Source organism: Arthrobacter antioxidans (assembly GCF_023100725.1).
Classification (GTDB): Bacteria; Actinomycetota; Actinomycetes; order Actinomycetales; family Micrococcaceae; genus Arthrobacter_D; species Arthrobacter_D antioxidans.
Window position 1 is genome coordinate 2,041,519 of the sequence record NZ_CP095501.1, and the last position, 19,804, is coordinate 2,061,322.

A 19,804-nucleotide genomic window follows, 5' to 3' on the forward strand; every position below is an offset into this window, starting at 1 on the left:
AGACGGCGCGCTACGTCCGCGCCGACGTCCAGCCGCGGGCGTGGAGGCCCTCGATGCCGTCCAGCAGCAGGTCGAGGGCGAATTCGAACTCGTACTGGTCATCGCACCCGCGCCCGACCACGCCGTCGTCGTGCGCCGCTGCCATCGCGATCCGGAGGACGTTCGGGAACCGCCGGGCCATCGCCTCGAGCCGCGCGGCGTCGGGGGGAGCCGAGCCTGCTGACGCGCTGTCGGCAGCAGCATCCCCTGCCGGGGTCTCCGGAGCGTCGAAGAGTTCCTGGGTGAAGCCCCACATCCGGCTGCCCAGCGCATGCATGACGTGGTGCGTCAGGTCGACCGAGAACCCCCGGTCGAGGAACATGCCGATGAACGAGTCCGTATAGGCGAGCACGGCCGGGGTCCTGGTGGTCCGGGTCTCGAGGACCTGGCGCGCCCAGCGGTGCCGCTGGAGGACGGTGCGGGCCGAGAGGACCCGGCTCCGGACGGTGGCCCTCCACTCCTGCCCCTCGAGCGGCGGATCGATCTCGGCCACGACCACGTCCACCATGCCGTCGAGCAGGTCCTCCTTGCTGGAGACATGCTTGTAGAGCGCCATCGGCACCACCCCCAGGTCCTCGGCGAGTGTGCGCATGTTCAGGCCACCCACGCCCTGCTCGTCGGCCAGGGCGACAGCGGCGGTGAGTACCGCGGTCCTGCTCAACCGCATCCGCGGCGACGTCCTGTGTCCTGCCATCATCTCCCCGTTCCCGGCCGGCCCTTGACGGGTGTACAGCGTACACCTACGCTGATGTCCACGAAGTGTACGCCGTACACTCTACCCCGGGCCGACGGCCCTCCGACATCGGACCGGGACCACCGGCGCACGGCGGGGCGGACAGCGCAGAAGGGCAGGACGGCCGTGACGAGCACCCGACGAGCCGCGGAAGCCGCACCCGGGCCGCAGGGCACCACCCCGCATCGGCCGGCGTGGCTGGTCCCCGCGGGACTGATCCTGCTGGGACTCATCCCCGTCCTGGCCGGCGCCGCCCGCCTCTCGGAACTGGCCGGCGGGGCCGAGGTCACCGAGCGGAACGCGCGCTTCGTCGAGTCCCCCGTCCCCGTCGTCCTGCACATCCTCGGCGCCACCCTGTACACCGTGCTCGGAGCCTTCCAGTTCCTCCCCTCCCTGCGGCGGGGCGGGCGGAGCTGGCACAGGGTCTCCGGCCGGATCCTCTTCCCTGCCGGGCTGGTGGCGGCGCTCACCGGCCTGTGGATGGCCTGCTTCTCCGCGCTCCCGCCCGGTGACGGCCGGCTCCTCCTCGCCTTCAGGCTCCTCTTCGGGACCGCGATGGTCCTCGGCCTCGTGCTCGGCGTCCGCGCCGTGGTCCGCGGGGACACCAGGACCCACGGCGCGTGGATGACCCGCGCCTACGCGATCGGACTCGGCGCGGGCACCCAGGCCCTGATCCTGATCGTCCCGGAGCTCCTCGGCAGTCCGCCCGGAGTGACGCTGCGGGCACTGCTCATGGGTGCGGGGTGGATGATCAACCTGGGCGTGGCGGAGGTCGTCATCCGCCGGCGGGACGGTCAGTCTTCCCGGCGGGCATCGGAGGCCGGACGCTGACCTTCCCGTCGGACAGCGGCGGAGCTACCGTTGATGCGGAGGTCGCCATGGAGGAATTCGACCAGCTGGTTGCCGATGGACGCGCGGCATACGAGCGCGGGGAGTGGCAGACCGCATACCAGCAGCTGGAGCAGGCACGGCTACAGGCGGGGCTTCCCTCCGAGGACCTCGGCCTGCTCGGCGGAGCGGCGTGGTGGACCGGGCGGGTCAAGCAGTCGCTGGAGATCGTCGAGCACGTCTACCACCGGCTGTACGACGCCGGTGATGCGCTCGGCGCCGCCCGGAAGGCCCTGGACGTCGGACTGGTCTGGTTCATCCGCGGCGACCTGGTGATCGCCTCCGGCTGGGCCAACCGTGCCCGCCGGATCCTGCAGGACCTGCCCGAGGGCGTGGAACACGGCTATCTGCTCTACCTCGACGCCGCCCTCACGCTCGATGTCCGCGACCTCGGTCCGGCCAGGGAGGCCGCCGCGCGACTGGACGAACTGGGACGGCGTCTACGCGCTCCGGCGCTCACGTCGTTCTCCCTCGTGCTCGCCGGCCTGGCGGACCTGCGCAGCGGCAGGACCGCCGCCGGGTTCTCCCAGCTGGATGAGGCGATGCTGCCGGTCCTCGCCGGCGGGCTGCCGCCTGAGTGGGCCGGAGAGATCTACTGCATCGTCATCCACGCCTGCTACGACGTCAACGACCTGCACCGGATGCGGGCGTGGACGCGCGCCACCGAACAGTGGTGCGAGCAGTTCTCCGGTGACGTGGTCTACTCGGGCATCTGTCGTATCCACCGCCTGCAACTCTCCAGCATCGAAGGGGACTGGGCCGCCGCGGAGGACGCGATCGAGAGAAGCGGGGCCGAGCTCGTGGACCGCAACAACTGGGTGGCGGGCGAGGCGTTCTACCAACTCGGCGAACTCCGCCGGTTGCGAGGGGACACCGCCGGCGCCCGGGCCGCCTACGGGCGGGCGCGACGACTGGGAGCCGATCCCCAGCCCGGTGAGTCCCTGCTGCAGCACGCAGCGGGAGACAAGGACGCCGCGTGGTCCGGCGTGAGCGCGGCCCTGGCCGGGCGCGACCCGCTCGCATGCGCACGACTGCTGCAGGCCGCCGTCGACATCGCCCTGGCGATGAGGCTCGAGGACGAGGCGGATCGGCTCTGCAGCCAGCTGGAGGAGACCGCCGCGGTCTTCGACACCCCCGGGCTCCGCGCCTGGGCCGGGCACGCACGGGCCACGGTCCTCATCGCCCGGTCGCGATATGCGGAGGCCATGCCCGTCCTGCAGGCCGCAGCTCGCGAGTACCGCGGGATGCAGGCCCGTTACGAGATCGCCAGGGTCCACGAGCTTCTCGCCCGGGCCCACCGCGGGGCGGGTCAGGCCGCGGCCGCGGCCGCGGACTCCGCGACAGCACTGGCGATCTACCGCCAACTCGGCGCGCTGCCGGACATCCTCCGGCTCGACGGCGGACGGCTGCCCGGCGGGTTGACGCAGCGCGAGGCGGAAGTACTCGCGCTGGTCGCCGCCGGCGCCAGCAACAAGTCGGCGGCCGAAGCCCTTTTCATCAGCCAGAAGACGGTCGGCAGGCACCTCGCCAACATCTTCGCCAAGATCGGCACGTCCTCGCGGACGGCGGCCGCGGCGTGGGCCCGTGACCACGGGGTCCTCCCCCGCTGACGACGGCCGACGCGGCGCCCCGGTGGGCGCCTGCATCATTCGCCCCATCGGAGCGCCGCGCAGGACGCATCGTTCGCCCGATGTCCGGCAGGGCCCGGATTCCTAGAGTCGTATGAACCGGACAGACAGACGCCGGTAACCGACAAGGGAGAAAATCATGACCAGCAACCAGGGCACAACGCTCGAGGACCTGACCGTCGAGGAGTTCGATACCGAGGCTTCAGCCGCCCTTGCAGCGCGCTTCGTGGGCATCCTCAATGACGCAGCGATCGCCGTGCTGACGAGCATCGGACACCAGACCGGGCTCTTCGAGACACTGGCGGCCCTGCCGTCGGCCACGAGCGAGCAGATCGCCGACGCCGGGAACCTCGATGAACGCTACGTCCGCGAATGGCTCGGCGGCATGACCGCAGCGCGCGTGGTCCACTATGACCCGAAGACCGGGACCTACCGGCTCCCCCGCGAGCACGCGGCAGTGCTCACGAGCGCTGCGGGTCCCAACAACCTGGCCATCCTCATGCAGCACACGTCGATGATGGGCGAGATGGAGCAGAAGGTGATCGAGCGTTTCCGGCGTGGCGGTGGACTCTCCTACGAGGACTACCCCCACTTCCACCGGAACATGGCGGAGACCAGCGCTGCGGTGCACGACATCGCCCTGGTGGACGGCATCCTCCCGCTGGTGCCGGAACTGCCGGCACGGCTCGGGGACGGCATCGACGTCGCCGATATCGGCTGCGGAAGAGGGCATGCGGTCAATCTGATGGCGCAGGCCTACCCGTCCAGCCGGTTCACCGGCTACGACTTCTCCGACGCGGCCATCCGAGCCGCCCGGGCAGAGGCCGACCGGATGGGCGTGGCGAACGCGACGTTCGAGCTGCTCGACGTCGCTCGGCTGGACATCGTGGACGGCTTCGACGCCATCACCGCTTTCGACGCCATCCACGACCAGGCGCACCCGGCAACCGTGCTCCGGAACATCCAGCGGGCCCTGCGGCCCGGCGGGACGTTCCTGATGGTGGACATCAAGGCGTCCAGCCAGGTCGAGGACAACGTCGACCTGCCCTGGGGCAGCTATCTCTACGCGATCTCCACGGTCCACTGCATGAGCGTCTCGCTCGGACTCGGAGGCGACGGGCTCGGAACCGTGTGGGGCGAGCAGCGCGCTCTGTCGATGCTGGCCGACGCCGGCTTCCGGGACATCGAGTCGAAGGGCGTCGACTCCGATCCGTTCAACGCCTACTTCATCGCCCGGACGTAGCTCATGGCCGAACGACACCGGTGGTCCGGGATCTCCCGGACCACCGGGATCCTTCGACAGCGCCATCTGCGATCCGGTTCGTGCTGCACGGCCCACGCGGGGGTCAGAGCACGTCGAGTGCGTCGAGCCTGATGTGGACCGGCTCGCCCGTCCGCCGGGCCGAGAGGGCCGCCCGGCGGGCCCGGAGCACCTTCGTGACGCCGGCGGCCGCCCGGTAGGAGAAGAAGAGCAGCACGCGATGGCTCCCCTGCCCCGCCAGTGCGTCCGCGGGGGCCGGGGCGCCGCGGTCGGTACCGCGCTTCGGGCCGGCGAGGGCCCGCGCGGCCAGCACGGCCTCCCGGCGGACATCCGGCGGGACCGGCGCGGGGCCGACGACGCGCACGGCGCCCTCGGTCTCCAGCCCGTCGAGGAAGTGGGTGAGGGCCTCCCGGGTGCCCGTGAGCACCGCGTACCGGACGGCCGGCGGAAGTCCGAGCTCGTGCCGCTCGGCCAGTTCACGCGAGGCGGCCCCCGCGGGATCCCAGCGGACGAGGTGGCCGACGGCGACGTCGTCGTCCCCCGTGATCACCACGGTCCCACCGGCGGTGGCGGGACGCGCGAGGATCGCCGCGGAGAACCAGCGGCGCAGCGCGTCCTCCCCGGCCCGCATCGATTCGCGGTTGAGCAGGGCGTTGCCGTCGAGGAGGATGACAGCCGCGTACCCTCCCGCGGCCACGGGTTCGGCCCCCGGGGTGGCGACGACGACTGCGGGTACGTCCCGGACGTCGTCGACGATGTGCTCGCCGGCGGAGGAGATGACCGGGACGCCGGGGAACGCACGTCCCAGTTCCTCGGCAGTCCGGGTGGCGCCCGTGACGGTGGCCCGCATCCGGGTGCCACCGCATTCCGGGCAGGCCCAGTGGTTGTCCGGGCGCCCGCACCATCGGCACGCCGGCGGTGCGTGGTGCCCGGGTTGGGCCAGCGGCCCCGCGCAGGCCGTGCAGCGTGCGGCGTGGCGGCACCGGTCGCAGGCCAGGGCCGGGGAGAAGCCCGTGCGCGCGACCTGCAGGAGGACGGGCCCGGTCTTCAGCCCCGCCTGCGCCGCGGCCCAGGCGGCATGGGGGATGCGGGCCTGCGCGGCCAGCGGGTCCCGCTCCATCTGGTAGGCGTCGGCGGCGTGGATGACGCGGGGCGCCGACCGACGGACCTCGTTGCGGTCGGCCTGGATGGCGTGCGCCCAGCCGGTGTCCACGAGGCGCTGCGCCTCGGTGGTGCGCCCGAAGGAGGAGAGCAGCATCGCGGCTCCCTCCTGCTCCGCACGCAGCAGCAGGACGTCGCGGACGTGCTGGTACGGTGCACGCTGTTCGACGTGCTGGTCGTCGCCGTCGTCCCACAGGCAGACGAGCCCGAGGTCCCGCACGGGCGCGTACGCGGCGGACCGCGTGCCGACGGCGACGGTCGCCGACCCGTGGAGGATGCGCATGAAGTTGCGGTACCTCGGTGTCGCGCCGTCCTCGCCCGTCAGCCGGGCCACCGCCGCCGCCCCGAGGCGGGCCACGAGGGCGGCCTCCATGCGCGCGAGATCCCGCTGGTCGGGGACGACGACCACCGCCCCCCGGCCCGCGGACGCGGCAGCCGCGACGGCATCGGCGATCTCCTCGTGCCAGCCCGTGGGACCGTACCCGCCGAGGCTCGTCAGGACGGCGCGGGGCGACTCGCCGGAGCGGAGGTGCTGCAGGTAGGAGAGGCCGTTCGGGTAGCGCCGGAAGCTGCCGGAGGAAGGCCGTCCCACGGCGACCGGCAGCATGCCCGCGGCAGCCTCGGCAGCCTCGGGGTCGACGGGGTCGACGGGGTCGACGGGATCGATGCGGGCGTCCGGGGGCTCCGGCGCGCCCTCCCCCGCAGCGGCCGGGTCGTCGAACTCCGCCTCGACCCGCGCCATGCGCGGAGGGACGGCCGACCGCAGGACATCGCTCACGGTGCCGACCGACCGCGCGGCGACGGCCGTCGCGAGGGCGAGGACCTCGGGGGTGAGGACCTGTTGGGGGGAGACGACCTTCGCGAGCGGCAGGAGTGTCGCCGTCGTGCTGGCCTCCTGGACCCGCTCCGCGAGGAAGCCTGCGTGCTCGCGCCCGGCGAACCGCACCTTGACCCGCACGCCGGGCTGGGCCTCGGCGTCCATGGCGGCGGGCACCGCGTAGTCGAAGAACCGGTCGAGATGGGGAAGCTGCGCATCCAGGATCACCCGGGCGATGGGCAGCGACGAAGCCCGCTCGGGATCGGCCTGCGGCAGCCGGGCAGCCCCGAAGCCGTGCAGCAGCGACAGCTGCCCGTCCGTCGCGTCGGACATGCGGGTGGTGTGCGTCATGATGTTCGGCCGCCCCCTCCCGTGTCAGGCGTTGAAGTAGCTCCTGAGTTTGTCCACGCGGTCGATGCGCTCCCAGGTGAAGCCGTCCTCCTCGCGACCGAAGTGCCCGTGGGCCGCGGTGCGCTGGTAGATGGGCCGCTTGAGATCGAGGGCGTTGATGATGCCGAGCGGGCGGAGGTCGAAGACCTCGCGGATCGCCGAGCCGATCTTCAGCGGATCCACGGTCTCGGTGCCGAAGGTCTCCACGTAGATGCCCACGGGCTGGGCCATGCCGATGGCGTAGGCGATCTGGATCTCGGCCCGACGGGCGAGGCCGGCCGCCACGACGTTCTTCGCGACCCACCGCATGGCGTAGGCCGCCGAGCGGTCCACCTTCGACGGGTCCTTGCCGCTGAACGCGCCGCCGCCGTGACGGGCCATGCCGCCGTAGGTGTCGACGATGATCTTGCGTCCGGTCAGGCCGGCGTCGCCCACGGGCCCGCCGATCACGAAGGCCCCACCGGGGTTGAGGATGTGGCGGACCGACGACGCGTCGAGCTCGGAGGCGGCCAGGACCGGGGTGACCACGTGCTCGACGAGGCCGGCGCGCAGTTCCTCGAGGGACACCTCGGCGGAGTGCTGGGAGGAGACGACCACGGAGTCGATCGAGACGGGGCGGTCGCCGTCGTACCCGACGGTGACCTGCGTCTTGCCGTCCGGGCGGAGGTACGGGAGGGTGCCGTCCTTGCGGACGGCGGTGAGGCGCTCGGACAGCCGGTGCGCGAGCCAGATGGGGGCCGGCATGAGCACGGAGGTCTCGTCGCTCGCGTAGCCGAACATGATGCCCTGGTCCCCTGCGCCCTGGGCGTCGTAGGGGTCCAGGCCCGTCCCCTCACGGGTCTCGAGGGAGGTGAACACCCCGGAGGCGATCTCGGGGCTCTGCTGCCCGATGGACACGGACACGCCGCAGCGGGCGCCGTCGAAGCCGTTGGCCGAGGAGTCGTAGCCGATGCCGAGGATGGTCTTGCGGACGATGTCGGGGATCTCCACGTACGCCTCGGTGGTGACCTCACCCGCGACGTGCACGAGCCCGGTGGTCACGAGGGTCTCCACCGCGACGCGTGAATCCGGATCCTGTTCGAGCATGCCGTCGAGGATGGCGTCGCTGATCTGGTCGCAGATCTTGTCCGGATGGCCCTCGGTCACCGATTCCGAGGTGAACAGGCGCAGGGGGGAACCGATGCTGGGAGGAATCACGTGCTCACTCTACTTGGTCGGAGGGACGTTCCTGCGTGGGACCAGCGGGATCAGCGGGACAGCAGGCGCGCCGCATGGGCGATCACGGCGTCGGCGACGACCCGCTTGGAGCCGTGCACCGCGGCTGACTCGCTGCCGTCGGCGTCGAGGATGGTGACCTCGTTGGAGTCCTTGCCGAACACCCGGTCCGCGCCGACCACGTTGAGCACCAGGAAGTCGCAGCCCTTCCGGGCGAGCTTCGTGCGGGCGTGGGTCAGGGGGTCGGCCGCGGCGTCTCCCGTCTCGGCGGCGAAGCCGGCGATGACCTGCGGCCGCGCATCGGCGTCCCGGGCGAGTACGGCCTCGCGGAGCACGTCGGGATTCCGGACGAGGGTGATCACCGGGTCCGTCCCGTCGTCGTTCTTCTTCATCTTGGCCGCGGCGACCTCCGCGGGACGGAAGTCCGCGACGGCAGCGGCCATGATCAGCACGTCCGTGGTGGGCAGCGCGCCGAGGACGGCGTCGCGCAGCTGGAGGGCGGAGTCGACGCGCACGACGTCGCAGCCGGCGGGCGGCGCGACGTCGGCGTGGGCGAGGACGAGGGTCACGCGGGCACCCTGGGCGAGGGCGGCCCCGGCCAGGGCCATCCCCTGCTTGCCGGAGGACCGGTTGCCGAGGAACCGCACCGGGTCGAGGGCTTCGCGCGTGCCGCCCGCGGAGATGGTGACGTGCCTGCCCTGCAGGCTGCCGCCGTCCCCGGGGCGGGAGACGACGGCCATGACCGCCGCGAAGATGTCCGCCGGCTCCGGGAGCCGGCCCGGGCCGGAGTCCGTGCCGGTGAGGCGCCCGGAGGCCGGCTCGAGGACGGTGACGCCGCGCGCGCGGAGGGTCTCGACGTTCGCGCGGGTCGCCGCGTGCTGCCACATCTCGGTGTGCATCGCGGGAGCCATGACCACGGGGCCGTGCGCCATGAGGAGCGTGCCGGTCAGGAGGTCGTTCGCGAGCCCGGCGGCGGCCCGGGCCAGGACGTCGGCGGTGGCCGGCGCGACGACGACGAGCTCGGCCTCGTGCCCGAGGCGCACGTGGTTCACCTTGTCGACGTCGTCCCAGACGCTGTTGCTCACGGGGTGGCCCGACAGCGCCTCCCACGTGGCGGTGCCGACGAAGCGGGTGGCGGCGTCGGTGGGGATGACCGTGACGTCATGGCCGGACTCCGTGAAAAGACGGAGGAGGGATGCGGCCTTGTAGGCCGCGATCCCTCCTCCGACACCGAGGACTACGCGCACTGGCTGTCCGTGCTCGGGGCTGCCGGGACTACTCGGACTGTTCCATGGGCGAGGACACCAGCATGCCCTCGTTGATCTCGCGCAGGGCGATGGAGAGGGGCTTCTCGTTCAGGCGGGTGTCGACGAGCGGGCCGACGTACTCGAAGAGGCCTTCGTGGAGCTGGGAGTAGTACGCGTTGATCTGGCGGGCGCGCTTGGCACCGTAGATCACGAGGGCGTACTTCGAGTCCGAGGCCTCCAGCAGAGAATCGATCGGCGGGTTGATGATGCCTTCGGGCTGAGTTGACACAGAGTTCTCCAAAAAATAAGGCGGGACCGGCCGGATCAGCGCGCTTCAGCGCTCCAGCGGACGCAGTCCCATCAGTGATACGAGCTCGTCTGCCGCATGCTCCACGGTGTCGTTGACGACGGTGTGGTTGAATTCCGGCTCGGCGGCAAGTTCCAGTTTAGCGGTTTCCAGCCGCTGCTGCTGTTCCTCCGCCGTTTCGGTGCCGCGGCCCGCGAGCCGACGCACCATCTCCTCCCAGCTGGGGGGCGTGAGGAACACGAAATTCGCCTCCGGCATGGTCTCCTTCACCTGGCGCGCTCCCTGGAGGTCGATCTCCAGGAGCACGGTCCGGCCCTCGTCCATCGCGGCCTGGACGGTCCGCCGGAGCGTCCCGTAGCGGTTGCGGCCGTGCACCACGGCCCACTCCAGCAACTGCTCCTCGGCGACGAGCCGGTCGAATTCCTCCGGGGAGACGAAGAAGTAGTGCACGCCGTCGATCTCCCCCGGGCGTGGCGGGCGGGTGGTCGCGGACACGGAGAGCCATACCTCGGGATAGTGGTCCCGGATGTAGGTCGAGACTGTTCCCTTGCCGACCGCCGTCGGGCCGGCCAGGACTGTCAACCGGGGCTGTGACACTACCGCTTCCTTACTTTCTGGCCGAGCCAGACTGGTGTTGTTCGAGATAGGTGACGAGGGCCTTGCGCTGATGGATGCCGAGCCCGCGCACGCGGCGGGTCCCCGCGATGCCCACCTCCGCCATGATGGCGGCCGCCCGCACGTCGCCGACGCCGGGCAGGGCCTTGAGGAGGTCGAAGACCTTCAGGCGGCCCACGGCGTCGTCGCCGTCGTGGTTCTCGATCACGTCCGCCACGGAAAGCTTACCGGTCCTCAGCCTGGACTTGATGTCCGCCCGTACCGCACGCGCCGCCGTCGCCTTCTCGCGCGCCCGCGTCCGTTCGTCGTCCGTCAATGGCTTCAGGCTCACTGCTGCTCCCTACGCTGGACGGCACCACGAAGGGCGGCGACCGCTCGTCGTGTGGCTGGGTCAGGTGGATCGACGGACACGCCTGGTCGTCGTCCCGGGTGGGTGGGGGCCCGGCAGGCCCGGTGGAACGAACCTACCGGGCGCACGGCTCCGAAATCAATGCGCCCCCCGCGCTCAGGCGAGGCCGTCGCGGGTCCGCTCCGCCTCCGCGCGCAGCGTCGCCGCGCCGGGACCCGCGGCGAGGATCGCGCGGCTCGAGGTGGGCAGCACGAACGGCAGGGCCGCCCCGAACGCTGCCTCCAGCTCACGGCGCCCCGCACCCTGGGCGCCGACCCCGGGCGCCAGGACGGGGCCGTTGAGGGAGGGCAGATCCAGGCCGAGCCGCCGCGCGGCATCGCCGATGGTCGCGCCGATCACCAGCCCCACGTGGCCGGGCCCGGTGCCGGTGTTCTCCGCGGCCGCCGCATGCGCGATGGACCGCGCCACGGACGCGTCCCCGCCCACGTGCTGCACCGAGCGGCCTTCGGGGTTGGACGTCAGCGCGAGGACGAACACGCCGCGTCCGGTCGCGGTGGCGAGGTCGAGGGCCGGCCGGAGGGACTCGAACCCGAGGTACGGGTTCAGGGTGACGGCGTCGGCCGCCAACGGTCGGCCCTCCCCGAGCCACGCCTCGGCGTAGGCGCGCATGGTGGATCCGATGTCGCCGCGCTTGGCGTCCGCGATGGTGAGGACGCCGGCGTCGGCCGCACGGGCCAGCAGCGTCTCGAGGACCGCGAGTCCGCGCGCACCGTGCCGTTCGTACAGCGCCACCTGCGGCTTGAGGGCCGCGGCGACCGGCCCGACGGCGTCGAGCACGGTCAGGGAGAAGCGCTCGAGGCCCGCCGGGGAGTCCTCCAGCCCCCAGGCGTCCAGCAGCCCGGGGTGCGGGTCGATGCCGACGCACAGGCTCCCGCGGGCCGCCCGGGCCGCCGCGAGCCGTTCCCCGAAGGGGGCACGGGCCGCGGCGGCGCCGACCTCAGGAGGCATCGCGGGCCGCGGTGGACGCCTTGAGGTTGGCGGCGTGCTCCTGGAGGCTCGTCACCGACCACTCGTAGGAGCGCATGGCCTCGATCGCCTGCACGGCGGCCCCCACCTCGGGGATCGTCGTGATGACCGGGAGACCGTAGGACGTCGCGGCCGCGCGGATCTCGTAGCCGTCGCCGCGCGCCTGGCCGCCCGAGGGCGTGTTGATGATCATGTCGATGCCGCCCCCGGTGATGAGGTCCACCACGGTGCCCTCGCCGTGGGCCCCCGTGCCCTCGGCGACCTTGCGGACCGTCGTCGCCTGGATGCCGTTGCGCCGCAGGACGTCCGCCGTGCCGCCCGTGGACACGATCTCGAAGCCGAGGTCCACGAGCCGCTTGACCGGCATGACGATGGCGCGCTTGTCCCGGTTGGCGACGGAGACGAAGACCTTGCCCTGCACCGGCAGGGCCGCGTTCGCTGCGGCCTGGCTCTTCGCGAAGGCCGTGTCGAAGTACTTGTCGATGCCCATCACCTCACCGGTGGACCGCATCTCGGGGCCGAGCAGGGAGTCCACCACCGTGCCCTCGGGCGTGCGGAAACGGCTGAAGGGCAGCACGGCCTCCTTGACGGAGACCGGCGCGTCCAGCGGCAGCGAGCCGCCGTCGCCCCGGGCCGGCAGCAGTCCACGCTCGCGCAGTTCCGCGACCGTGACCCCGGTGCCGATCAGGGCGGCACCCTTGGCGAGCTGCACGCCGGTGGCCTTCGAGACGAACGGCACGGTCCGCGAGGCGCGGGGGTTCGCCTCGAGGACGTACAGGACTTCGGAGGCCAGCGCGAACTGGATGTTGATGAGCCCGCGCACGCCGACGCCCTCGGCGATGGCGAGCGTCGCCTCCCGGACACGCTGCAGCACGTCGGCGCCGAGGGTGATGGGCGGCAGCACGCACGCCGAGTCGCCGGAGTGGATGCCGGCCTCCTCGATGTGCTCCATGATCCCGCCGAGGTACATCTCCGTGCCGTCGTACAGCGCGTCGACGTCGATCTCGATCGCGTCCTCGAGGAAGCGGTCGATGAGGACCGGGTGCGCCGCCGTGATCTCCGTGGCGTTGGTGATGTAGCGGGAGAGGTTCGGCTCGTCGTAGACGATCTCCATGCCGCGTCCGCCGAGGACGTAGGACGGACGCACCAGCACGGGGTAGCCGATGGCGTCGGCGATCTTCTTCGCGTCCTCGAAGGACACCGCGGTGCCGTTCTTGGGGGAGATCAGCCCGCCGGCGTCGAGCACGCGGCTGAACGCCCCGCGGTGCTCGGCGAGGTCGATGGCCTCGGGCGACGTGCCGAGGATGGGGATGCCGGCGTCGGCGAGTTCCTGGGCGAGCTTCAGCGGCGTCTGGCCGCCGAGCTGGACGAACACGCCGAGGACCCCGCCGGTGCGCTGCTCGGCGGCGATGACCTCGAGGACGTCCTCGAGGGTCAGCGGCTCGAAGTACAGGCGCGTGGAGATGTCGTAGTCCGTGGAGACCGTCTCCGGGTTGCAGTTGACCATGACCGTCTCGTAGCCGGCCTCCCGCAGCGCCATCGTGGCGTGGACGCACGAGTAGTCGAACTCGATGCCCTGGCCGATCCGGTTGGGCCCGGAGCCGAGGATGATCACCGAGGGCTTCTCGTGCTGCGCCACCTCGTCCTCCTCGTCGTAGGACGAGTAGTGGTAGGGCGTGTAGGCGGCGAACTCCGCCGCGCACGTGTCCACGGTCTTGAAGACGGGGCGGATGCCGAGCGCGTGCCGGACCCCGCGCACCACGGCCTCGGGCGTGGAGGTGAGGGAGCCGATCTGCTCGTCGGAGAACCCGTGGCGCTTGGCGTGCCGCAGCACGTCCTCCGTGAGGTTCGGCGCCGAGCGCACCTCCTCCGCGATCTCGTTGAGGAGCACGAGCTGGTCGAGGAACCACGGGTCGATCGCCGTGGCCTCGTAGAGCCGCTCCACGGTGGCGCCGCCGAGCAGGGCGCGCTGCACCTGGGACAGCCGTTCGGTGGTGGGGCGCCGCGCCGCCTCGACGAGGGCGTCGACGTCCCCGGCGGGGACCGGCGCGAAGGACAGCTGCGACCCCTTCTGCTCGAGGGAGCGGAGTGCCTTCTGCAGCGCCTCCGTGAAGTTGCGGCCCATGGCCATGGCCTCGCCCACGGACTTCATGGTGGTGGTCAGCGTGGGGTCCGCGGCAGGGAACTTCTCGAACGCGAACCGCGGCACCTTGACCACCACGTAGTCGAGGGTCGGCTCGAAGGACGCCGGGGTCTTCAGCGTGATGTCGTTGGGGATCTCGTCGAGCGTGTAGCCGAGGGAGAGCTTCGTCGCGATCTTGGCGATCGCGAACCCGGTGGCCTTCGACGCGAGGGCCGAGGAGCGCGAGACGCGCGGGTTCATCTCGATGACGACGACGCGGCCCGTGTCCGGTTCGATGGCGAACTGGATGTTGCAGCCGCCCGTGTCGACGCCGACCTCGCGGATCACGGCGATCGAGATGTCCCGCAGGCGCTGGTACTCGCGGTCGGTGAGCGTCAGGGCCGGCGCCACCGTGATGGAGTCGCCGGTGTGCACGCCCACGGGGTCCACGTTCTCGATGGAGCACACGACCACGACGTTGTCGTTCCTGTCGCGCATCATCTCGAGCTCGTACTCCTTCCACCCGAGGATGCTCTCCTCGAGGAGGACCTCGCTGGTGGGGCTGTACTGCAGGCCCTGGCCGACGATGCGGCGCAGGTCCTGCTCGGTGTACGCGAGGCCGGAGCCGAGACCGCCCATCGTGAAGGACGGCCGGACCACCATCGGGTAGCCGAGGTCCTCGGCGGCCGCCAGGGCCTCGTCGATCGTGTGGATGATCGAGGACCGGGCCGACTCGGCACCGCAGCGCGCCACGACGCCCTTGAACTTCTCGCGGTCCTCGCCGAGCTCGATCGCGGCGATGTTCGCGCCGATGAGCTCGACGCCGTACTTCTCGAGGACGCCGTTCTTGTCGAGGGCGATCGCCGTGTTCAGCGCCGTCTGGCCGCCCAGGGTGGGCAGCAGGGCGTCCGGGCGCTCCTTCGCGATGATCTTCTCGACGACGTCCGGGGTGATCGGCTCCACGTACGTGGCGTCGGCGAACTCCGGATCGGTCATGATCGTGGCCGGGTTCGAGTTCACGAGGATGACGCGCAGGCCCTCCTCGCGCAGGACGCGCAGCGCCTGCGTGCCCGAGTAGTCGAATTCGGCGGCCTGCCCGATGACGATCGGCCCGGAGCCGATCACGAGGACGCTCTTGAGGTCGGTTCTGCGGGGCATCAGTTCTCTTCCTGGGTTGTGCTGCCGTGGCCGGGCTGGGCGCCCGCGTGGTCCTTCTCGGACCGCATCAGGTCGATGAAGCGGTCGAAGAGGTACGCCGAGTCGTGCGGACCGGCCGCCGCCTCGGGGTGGTACTGGACGGAGAAGGCCGGGATGTCCAGGCATGCCAGCCCCTCGACGACGTCGTCGTTCAGGCACACATGGCTCACCTCCACGCGGCCGTAGGTGCCGGTGGGCGCCTCGACGGGGCCGTCCAGCGGTGCGTCGACGGCGAAGCCGTGGTTCTGCGAGGTGATCTCCACCTTGCCGGTGCGGCGGTCCATGACCGGCTGGTTGATCCCCCGGTGGCCGTAGCGGAGCTTGTAGGTACCGAAGCCGAGTGCGCGGCCCAGGATCTGGTTGCCGAAGCAGATGCCGAAGAACGGCACGCGCGCATCGAGCACGCGCCGCAGGAGGTCCACCTGGGCGTCGGCCGTCGCGGGATCGCCGGGCCCGTTGGACATGAAGACGCCGTCCGGCCGGGCGGCCATGACGTCGTCGAACGTCGCCGCGGCGGGCAGGACGACGGTGCGCACGCCGCGCTGGGCGAAGTGCCTGGGCGTCATCGCCTTGATGCCGAGGTCGAGGGCCGCGATGGTGGCCACCGTCTCGCCGGTCCAGCCGTGGTCGGCGGGTTCGACGACGTACGCCTCGTCGATGCTGACCTCCTCGGCGAGCCGCGAGCCCGCCATGGACGGCTGGGCGAGGACCCGCTCGAGGAGCCGGTCCGCGGGCAGCGCGGCGTCCGCGCCGGAGAAGATGCCGGCGCGCATGGCGCCGCGCTCGCGGAGGTGCCGGGTCACGGCGCGCGTGTCGACGCCCTCGATCCCGACGATCCCCTGCTCGCGCAGCTGGTCGTCGAGGCTCTGCTCGGAGCGCCAGTTGGACGGACGGCGTGCCGCGTCCCGGATGACGTACCCGGCCACCCAGATGCGGCGCGACTCGGCGTCGTCGGCGTTCACCCCGGTGTTGCCGATGTGCGGCGCCGTCTGGACGACGAGCTGGCGGGCGTAGGACGGATCGGTGATGGTCTCCTGGTACCCGGTCATGCCGGTGGCGAAGACGGCCTCGCCGAGCGTGGTGCCCTCGGCCCCGTAGGCGCGGCCGCGGAAGGTGCGGCCGTCCTCGAGGACGAGCACTGCGGGTGCCTGTCGGTGGACCGGTGCCGTTGTTGGAGCGTGGCTCACAGCTGTTCCCTGCCTTCGGGGGTCGGTGGAGTGCGGTCGGAGGTGGTATCGGTGCGGGCGGTGTCGGTGCGGGCGGTGCCCGGGGGCGCGGAGCGGGCCGGGACGAGCGCGGCCGTGGCGGCGACGAGCTGCGCCTTGTGCGCGGCGTGGCGTGTGCGGAATCCCGTGTCGACGCCGTGATCGCCGAGGCGCCAGGTGAGGATCACGAGCCCCTCCTTCTCGACGAACTTGCCGGTCATCCCACCGGCGAGCTGCACCGAGGTGAGGTCGCCGCGCGGGATGAAGACGGTGCGGGCGCCCGTGCGCGTGATCAGGACGCCGTCCTCGTGGACGGAGGCGACGGCGTTGCCGCGCAGACCCAGCCCGTGCACGGCGATGCGGTCGAGCCAGTCCCCCGCCGTCGTCGTCGCGACGTACTGTCCCTCGGCCTCGTAGAGGACGGGCCCCAGGTCCGCGGGCGGCTCCGGCGGCGCAGGGACGTCCGCCTGCCGACGCAGCCGGTTGCGCCACCCGAGGCCCATGAGCCCGACGATCACGGCGATGATGCCGACGGTCAGGGCGACCCAGCCTAGAGATTCCACGCGGCGGCCCCTTCGGTCGCGGTCGCCGTCGCGGACTCCGGGCGGGGTGAGGCGAGGCGCCCGTCGAGGACCGTCGGGTGTCCGGCGTAGAAGGTGGCCCGGACCCTGCCGGGCAGTTCGAGGCCGCGGAAGGGGCTGTTGCGGCCCTTCGTGGCCATCGTGGACGGATCGACGGTCCACCGCGCGGCCGGGTCGACGAGGATCAGGTTCGCGGGCTCCCCGGCGGCGCCCGCCCCCCCCCCCCCCCGCCGGGCTGACCGAGGTGACCCGGGCGAAGCCCTCCCAGTCCAGCAGGCCGGTCTCCACCATGGTGTGCTGCACCACGGACAGGGCGGTCTCGAGGCCCGTCATGCCCATGGCGGCCTGCGCCCACTCGCACTCCTTGTGCTCGCTCGGGTGCGGTGCGTGGTCGGTGCCGACGACGTCGATCGTGCCGTCGGCGAGGGCCGCACGCAGCGCGTGGACGTCGCCGGACGTACGCAGCGGCGGGTTGACCTTGTAGACCGGGTCGTAGCTGCGGACGAGTTCGTCGGTCAGGAGCAGGTGGTGCGGGGTGACCTCGGCGGTGACGTCGATGCCGCGGGCCTTCGCCCACCGGATGATCTCCACCGACCCGGCCGTGGAGACGTGGCAGACGTGCAGGCGGGACCCGACGTGCTGGGCGAGCAGGACGTCGCGGGCGATGATGCTCTCCTCCGCCACGGCCGGCCAGCCGGTCAGGCCGAGGACGGCCGAGACCTCGCCCTCGTTCATCTGTGCGCCCTCGGTGAGGCGCGGTTCCTGCGCGTGCTGTGCGATGACGCCGTCGAACGCCTTGACGTATTCGAGGGCGCGGCGCATGAGGACGGGATCGTGGACGCAGATGCCGTCGTCGGAGAAGACACGGACGGCCGCCCGGGACTCGGCCATGGCGCCGAGCTCGGCGAGCCGCTCGCCGCCCAGGCCTGCGGTCACCGCCCCGACCGGGCGGACCTCGACCCAGCCGGAGGCGAGGCCGAGGCGGTACACCTGCTCGACGACGCCGGCCGTGTCGGCGACGGGAGAGCTGTTGGCCATGGCGTGCACGGCGGTGAACCCGCCGAGCGCGGCGGCGCGCGACCCTGTCTCGACCGTCTCCGCGTCCTCCCGGCCCGGCTCGCGGAGGTGCGTGTGGAGGTCCACCATGCCGGGGAGGGCGATCAGGCCCCCGGCGTCGATGGTCTCGACGTCGGCGGGTGCCTCGGCCGTCGCTGCGGCGCCGACGGCGGCGATGACGCCGTCGCGGACGAGGACGTCCTGGACGTCGCCGCCCAGGATCGAGGCGCCGCGGATGAGGTACGCGGGTGGGGTGGGACCGGTGGTACTGGTGGGGGTCGTCACGGGGTGCGGCCTTCCGGGATCAGGGCGGTCGGGTCATCGGTCTGGTCGTCGTGCTCGTCGCGCTGGTCCCCGGAGAGCAGCAGGTACAGCGCGGCCATGCGCACGGACACGCCGTTGCGGACCTGGGCGAGGACGGTGGAGCGGGGGGAGTCCGCGGCGGCGGAGGAGATCTCGAGGCCCCGGTTCATGGGCCCGGGGTGCATGATCACGGTGTCGTCCAGGCCCATCGTGTCCAGCAGTGCCAGCCGCCCGTCGTCGAAGCCCCAGCGCCGTGAGTACTCGCGCGTCGAGGGGAAGAACGCGGCGTTCATCCGCTCGGCCTGCAGGCGGAGCATCATGACGGCGTCGGGCCGCTGGGCGAGGGCGTCGTCGAGGTTGTAGAACACGGTGCAGGGCCAGGACCCGATGCCGACCGGGAGCAGGGTGGGCGGGCCGGCGAGGAGGACCTCCGCGCCGAGCGTGGTCAGCAGCCAGACGTTGGAGCGCGCCACCCGCGAGTGGAGGACGTCCCCGACGATCAGGACCTTCATGCCGGCAAGGGTGCTCCCGGCGCTGGGCATGCCGCCGAGACGCGCCCAGTGCCGGCGGAGCGTGAAGGCGTCGAGCAGGGCCTGCGTGGGGTGTTCGTGCGTCCCGTCCCCGGCGTTGACGACGGACGCGTCGATCCAGCCCGACGCCGCGAGCCGCGCCGGTGCGCCGGAGGCGGGGTGGCGGATGACGACGGCGTCCGCGCTCATGGCCTCCAGGGTCTGCGCGGTGTCCTTCAGGGATTCGCCCTTGGACACCGAGGATCCCTTGACCGCGAAGTTGATGACGTCGGCGGAGAGGCGTTTCGCCGCGGCCTCGAAGGAGATGCGGGTGCGGGTGGAGTCCTCGTAGAAGAGGTTCACCACGGTCCGGCCGCGCAGCGCGGGGAGCTTCTTGATCTCCCGCTCCCCCACCGCCGCCATCTCCTCGGCGACATCCAGCAGGCGCAGGGCGCTCCTCGCCGACAGGTCCTGCGTGCTGAGCAGGTGCTTCACGCGCGGTCCTCGATGACGACCTCGTTCACGGCGGAGCCGCCGATCAGGTCGATCTCGGCGAGATGCACGCGCACCCGTTCGCGGGACGACGTCGGCAGGTTCTTGCCCACGTGGTCGGCGCGGATGGGGAGCTCGCGGTGGCCCCGGTCCACCAGGACCGCCAGACGGACGGCGCGCGGCCGGCCCAGGTCGGCGAGGGCGTCCAGGGCAGCCCGGATGGTGCGCCCCGAGTAGAGGACGTCGTCGACGAGGACCACGACCTTGTCGTCGATGCCCGACGGCGGGAGCTGTGTCGCGAGGGGCGAGCGGGTGGGGTTGCGGCGGAGGTCGTCCCGGTACATGGTGACGTCGAGCTGACCCGTGATGAGGTCCGGATCCACCGAGGGATCCACGGACGCGATCTTCTGGGCGAGGCGCTGGGCCAGCGGGAAACCCCTGCGGGGAATGCCGAGGAGCACGAGGTCACGCGAGCCCTTGTTCGCCTCGAGGATCTCGTGGGCGATGCGTGTGAGTGCGCGGTCTATGTCTGCTGCTGCGAGAACAACGCGCTTGGTGATGCCGGAATCCGAGGCAGGCATGGTCATAACACGCTTCCTCCTTCCCCGCCTCACGGGACGGAACTTAAAGGGTGGTTGCGCCTTCAAAACTACCACAGCGGTG

16 protein-coding genes and 1 pseudogene are annotated in these 19,804 nt (G+C 71.8%); 3 read left to right on the forward strand and 14 right to left on the reverse strand.

Annotated features, from left to right (window positions below; translation table 11 throughout):
• Positions 1-10 precede the first annotated feature (10 nt).
• Positions 11-706 (reverse strand): TetR/AcrR family transcriptional regulator, encoded by a 696-nt coding sequence (locus MWM45_RS09345; protein ID WP_247826220.1) that lies wholly within the window; start codon positions 704-706, stop codon positions 11-13.
• A 192-nt stretch (positions 707-898) separates the two neighbouring features.
• On the opposite strand from MWM45_RS09345, the gene MWM45_RS09350 reads away from it, so the two are divergent.
• The 3 genes from MWM45_RS09350 (at position 899) to MWM45_RS09360 (ending at position 4,531) form a co-directional block, all read left to right on the forward strand.
• A complete protein-coding gene (locus MWM45_RS09350; protein ID WP_247826221.1) occupies positions 899-1,603 on the forward strand; it encodes a DUF2306 domain-containing protein in 705 nt (234 codons plus the stop codon).
• A gap of 47 nt (positions 1,604-1,650) precedes the next feature.
• Positions 1,651-3,270, forward strand: coding sequence for a helix-turn-helix transcriptional regulator (locus tag MWM45_RS09355; protein ID WP_247826222.1), 1,620 nt, complete (start codon positions 1,651-1,653; stop codon positions 3,268-3,270).
• A 157-nt stretch (positions 3,271-3,427) separates the two neighbouring features.
• Positions 3,428-4,531, forward strand: coding sequence for a class I SAM-dependent methyltransferase (locus tag MWM45_RS09360; protein ID WP_247826223.1), 1,104 nt, complete (start codon positions 3,428-3,430; stop codon positions 4,529-4,531).
• A gap of 103 nt (positions 4,532-4,634) precedes the next feature.
• Here MWM45_RS09360 and MWM45_RS09365 read toward each other — a convergent pair whose 3' ends face one another.
• From MWM45_RS09365 to pyrR, 13 genes and pseudogenes are all read right to left on the reverse strand, one after another.
• Positions 4,635-6,878 carry a primosomal protein N' family DNA-binding protein gene (locus MWM45_RS09365; RefSeq protein WP_247826224.1) on the reverse strand — a complete coding sequence of 748 codons (2,244 nt, stop codon included), beginning with the start codon at positions 6,876-6,878 and terminating at the stop codon, positions 4,635-4,637.
• 24 nt (positions 6,879-6,902) lie between these two features.
• Positions 6,903-8,114: a methionine adenosyltransferase gene (gene metK / locus MWM45_RS09370; RefSeq protein ID WP_272496049.1), complete on the reverse strand. Its 1,212-nt coding sequence runs from the start codon at positions 8,112-8,114 to the stop codon at positions 6,903-6,905.
• Positions 8,115-8,164: 50 nt separating this feature from the next.
• Complete coding sequence (gene coaBC, locus MWM45_RS09375; RefSeq protein WP_247826225.1) at positions 8,165-9,379, reverse strand: bifunctional phosphopantothenoylcysteine decarboxylase/phosphopantothenate--cysteine ligase CoaBC; 1,215 nt, start codon at positions 9,377-9,379, stop codon at positions 8,165-8,167.
• Between the two features lie 28 nt (positions 9,380-9,407).
• Positions 9,408-9,668, reverse strand: a complete 261-nt coding sequence (rpoZ, locus tag MWM45_RS09380; protein WP_043445516.1) for a DNA-directed RNA polymerase subunit omega — start codon at positions 9,666-9,668, stop codon at positions 9,408-9,410.
• Between the two features lie 45 nt (positions 9,669-9,713).
• A complete protein-coding gene (gmk, locus tag MWM45_RS09385) occupies positions 9,714-10,283 on the reverse strand; it encodes a guanylate kinase (protein ID WP_247826226.1) in 570 nt (189 codons plus the stop codon).
• Positions 10,284-10,293: 10 nt separating this feature from the next.
• On the reverse strand, positions 10,294-10,632 hold the full coding sequence (gene mihF, locus MWM45_RS09390; protein WP_247826227.1) for an integration host factor, actinobacterial type: 339 nt from the start codon (positions 10,630-10,632) through the stop codon (positions 10,294-10,296).
• 174 nt (positions 10,633-10,806) lie between these two features.
• The gene (pyrF, locus tag MWM45_RS09395; protein WP_247826228.1) at positions 10,807-11,658 is read right to left on the reverse strand and encodes an orotidine-5'-phosphate decarboxylase; all 852 of its coding nucleotides are present in this window, start codon (positions 11,656-11,658) and stop codon (positions 10,807-10,809) included.
• A complete protein-coding gene (gene carB / locus MWM45_RS09400) occupies positions 11,648-14,956 on the reverse strand; it encodes a carbamoyl-phosphate synthase large subunit (RefSeq protein ID WP_247826229.1) in 3,309 nt (1,102 codons plus the stop codon). The genes pyrF and carB overlap by 11 nt, the downstream gene beginning before the upstream one ends.
• Entirely contained in the window at positions 14,956-16,182 is a 1,227-nt protein-coding gene (gene carA, locus MWM45_RS09405) for a glutamine-hydrolyzing carbamoyl-phosphate synthase small subunit (RefSeq protein ID WP_247826230.1), read from the reverse strand. The genes carB and carA overlap by 1 nt, the downstream gene beginning before the upstream one ends.
• Positions 16,179-16,703 (reverse strand): PH-like domain-containing protein, encoded by a 525-nt coding sequence (locus MWM45_RS09410; protein ID WP_472924488.1) that lies wholly within the window; start codon positions 16,701-16,703, stop codon positions 16,179-16,181. The genes carA and MWM45_RS09410 overlap by 4 nt, the downstream gene beginning before the upstream one ends.
• Before the next feature lie 47 nt (positions 16,704-16,750).
• A pseudogene (locus MWM45_RS09415) lies at positions 16,751-18,122 on the reverse strand (dihydroorotase).
• On the reverse strand, positions 18,119-19,144 hold the full coding sequence (locus MWM45_RS09420; protein ID WP_247826232.1) for an aspartate carbamoyltransferase catalytic subunit: 1,026 nt from the start codon (positions 19,142-19,144) through the stop codon (positions 18,119-18,121). Before MWM45_RS09420 ends, MWM45_RS09415 begins: the two are co-directional and overlap by 4 nt.
• Positions 19,141-19,722, reverse strand: a complete 582-nt coding sequence (gene pyrR, locus MWM45_RS09425) for a bifunctional pyr operon transcriptional regulator/uracil phosphoribosyltransferase PyrR (protein WP_418909766.1) — start codon at positions 19,720-19,722, stop codon at positions 19,141-19,143. Before pyrR ends, MWM45_RS09420 begins: the two co-directional genes overlap by 4 nt.
• Between the last annotated feature and the right edge of the window lie 82 nt (positions 19,723-19,804).

Excerpts from the sequence above, each read along its gene's own strand:
- MWM45_RS09345 (WP_247826220.1), bottom strand. The coding sequence starts at position 706 with ATGCGGTTGAGCAGGACCGCGGTACTCACCGCCGCTGTCGCCCTGGCC.
- MWM45_RS09355 (WP_247826222.1), top strand. The coding sequence starts at position 1,651 with ATGGAGGAATTCGACCAGCTGGTTGCCGATGGACGCGCGGCATACGAG.
- MWM45_RS09360 (WP_247826223.1), top strand. The coding sequence starts at position 3,428 with ATGACCAGCAACCAGGGCACAACGCTCGAGGACCTGACCGTCGAGGAG.
- MWM45_RS09365 (WP_247826224.1), bottom strand. The coding sequence starts at position 6,878 with ATGACGCACACCACCCGCATGTCCGACGCGACGGACGGGCAGCTGTCG.
- pyrF (WP_247826228.1), bottom strand. The coding sequence starts at position 11,658 with ATGCCTCCTGAGGTCGGCGCCGCCGCGGCCCGTGCCCCCTTCGGGGAA.
- carB (WP_247826229.1), bottom strand. The coding sequence starts at position 14,956 with ATGCCCCGCAGAACCGACCTCAAGAGCGTCCTCGTGATCGGCTCCGGG.
- MWM45_RS09410 (WP_472924488.1), bottom strand. The coding sequence starts at position 16,703 with ATGGGCCTCGGGTGGCGCAACCGGCTGCGTCGGCAGGCGGACGTCCCT.
- pyrR (WP_418909766.1), bottom strand. The coding sequence starts at position 19,722 with ATGCCTGCCTCGGATTCCGGCATCACCAAGCGCGTTGTTCTCGCAGCA.